We start from the raw sequence: 2,507 nt of genomic DNA, 5'->3' as shown, positions 1-2,507 counted from the left end.
GGGACAGGCAAAGATCCGTTCGCCGTAGCCATACGGGCCAAGCCCGGTATGCACATCGATCGAGCCAATCCGCCTGCACTGCTGAGCATATTTGCGCAAGATCTGACGGAACGTGAGGTTGCTCCAGGCTGGCTCACGACCACCGTAGTGAATGCCATCGTCAAATGCGTACTGCCCAAGGCCGACCGCTCGTTGATAGCCACGCATACCCCACTGCCGGCGCAGGATATCGAGCGTCGATTCGTTTTCGTCGGTCGGCGGCCACTCGGGAGGAAGCAGCAGGTCGTGGATTTCGGCGTACCGGTTATTAACCGGCAACGGTACGGAGAAGTCGACGAAGTTGCGGTTCAGGTCGATATTCTCGTGCGTCGCGCGGCGCGAGTGCGAGAAACCGTAAGGATTGACCGCGTGGATATGCAGTACGGCGGTATCGGGTGCGGTGACTGGACCCAGACCCAGCACGCCGGTCTGAATCGCGGACCCGCAATATCCTTCGACCCCATGCACACCACTGATCAGGATGACCAGGCGAGCGGCGTCGCGCGGGCCATCGAATACGACATCCGTTGCAAGTGTTTCTCCAGTGGCGCCGCTCAGGGGCAACACATATGAGTCGATTGCCAGCCCGCGCAGGGCGGCAGCGCGACAGAATTTTTCACGAGCTTCAGCATAGTCGCGACTGAACAGAGCACGGGTTTCGTTGATGAACATTTTGTGATGCGATTTCTTTAATTGGCCGACATGATGACTTGTTCGCGTTCGCACTGACGGATACGGCATGCATCGCCGAAAGCGGCAAAAATCGCGCGCGATAAAGGACAGTCGTCAATCCTCATTTCCGGATGCCACTGGACTGCCAGCGTGAATTGAGGCACGTCGGCAATCGAAAATGCTTCGACAAGGCCGTCGGGCGCCGTGGCTTCCGGACGCAAACCATCGCCAAGCCGGTCGATGCCCTGGTGATGCAACGAATTCACCTGCATGACAGGCTCGCTAGCGAGGCCCTCCAGCACGCCGCCGGGGACAACCTGGATCGGGTGACTGTTGTCATACCAGCGCTCGATCGGTCGGTCGTGATCGCCTTCGCGATGATCCAGACGCCCCGGTTGTTCGTGGACGGCAGGCTCGAGCGTGCCCCCGTGGATCACGTTGAGTTCCTGGAAGCCGCGACAGATGCCGAGAACGGGCAGACCGCTCCGGATCAGCGCGGGTAGCAGTCCGAACACGGCGGCATCGCGATGCGTGTCCTGTCGCGTGGAAGCAGGCAGCGGAGAAGCACCGTAGCGTTGGGCAGCGACATTGGACGGGCTGCCAGTTAACACGATGCCGTCCAAAGCTCCGAGCAACGTAGCGCCATCCAGCACCTCGGCGGCCACTGGAAGCATCACAGGCATGGCCTGCGCGATCTCATTGACAGCGCGCACGTAGCCGTGGAGTACTGAATGGCCGCGATGCCCATGAAACTGGATGCAGTCGGCAATGATGCCAACAACTGGACGGCGCGGCGGGGTGGTGTGAAAGGCAGGCATGAAGTATCGGTTTCGTCTGGGTTTTGCGGGTCTGATTGCACCCGCTGTATCGCGAGTCTCCGAAAGAAGTCTAGGTGAATCAATAATTTGTGTAAATTGCATTTGTTGATAGAATATAATGCACATTCTGCAAGTGGATGCCTTCGCATGAATATCCGTCAGATCCAGCACTTCCTCGCCATGCTCGACAATGCCTCGCTTAGCGCGGCGGCTGACGCGGTACACCTGAGCCAATCGGCCTTGTCGCGCAGCATTTGCGCACTGGAAGAGGGGCTCGGGGTGCCGCTCTTCGATAGAACCGATCGCCGACTGCGTCCGACGCTCTATGCGCGCGCCTACGAGCCACGGGCTCGCCGGATGGCGCTGGACGAGAAAGAAGGCGCGCGCTTGCTGGCGCTGATGCAATCGGGCGAGGCCGGATCGCTGGCGTTCGGGATGGGATCGGCGCTAGCGCCGGTGCTGCTCAGCCCGCTCGTGCTGGACCTGATGCAAAATGCGCCGCGCGTGCAGTTGCGCAGTGTGATCGAAACCTCCGAGCGGCTACTGGCCGCGCTGCTTGCGGAGCGACTGGACTTTTTCGTGGGCGATATCCGCGTCGCCCAGGACCATGCCGATCTGACAGCGGAGGCGGTCTATCCCTGCACCTTCGGGTGGTATGTCCGGCCTGGCCATCCACTCGCTTGTCAGCCGCAAGTGACAATTGACAATATTCGTCCCTATCCGCTGCTGGCAGCCGGACATTCCGAGCCCTCGCTTACGCGCCGGTTCGGCGAGCTCTACGGATTGCCGGTGCCAGTGATTGACCATTTCGCCTTGACGACGGATGACATTGGTACCGTTCACTCGATCCTTGAAAACAGTGATGCGGTGGTCCCCGCTATAGACCTCGCAATGATCGCGCAAGTGGAAAGCGGCGACGTGGTGGCGCTCGACGTGAACCCGCCATTGGTGATGGACATGACGCTCGGTATCGTGCGT

Annotated in this window: 3 protein-coding genes; 1 reads left to right on the top strand and 2 read right to left on the bottom strand. The window is 60.2% G+C overall.

Going from position 1 to position 2,507, the window contains the following annotated elements:
* The coding region (locus WCA53_RS00425) for a DUF2817 domain-containing protein (protein WP_423904073.1) at positions 1–711 on the bottom strand (711 nt) is incomplete at its 3' end.
* 17 nt (positions 712–728) lie between these two features.
* On the bottom strand, positions 729–1,529 hold the full coding sequence (locus WCA53_RS00420; RefSeq protein WP_423904070.1) for a gamma-glutamyl-gamma-aminobutyrate hydrolase family protein: 801 nt from the start codon (positions 1,527–1,529) through the stop codon (positions 729–731).
* Positions 1,530–1,676: 147 nt separating this feature from the next.
* Between WCA53_RS00420 and WCA53_RS00415 the strand changes: the two genes are divergently transcribed.
* Positions 1,677–2,507, top strand: an 831-nt coding sequence (locus WCA53_RS00415) for a LysR family transcriptional regulator (protein WP_423904067.1), incomplete at its 3' end; no start/stop codon positions are given.

Source organism: Caballeronia sp., from assembly GCF_049581465.1.
Taxonomy (GTDB): Bacteria; Pseudomonadota; Gammaproteobacteria; order Burkholderiales; family Burkholderiaceae; genus Caballeronia.
This window is presented reverse-complemented; position numbering and strand designations above follow the sequence as displayed.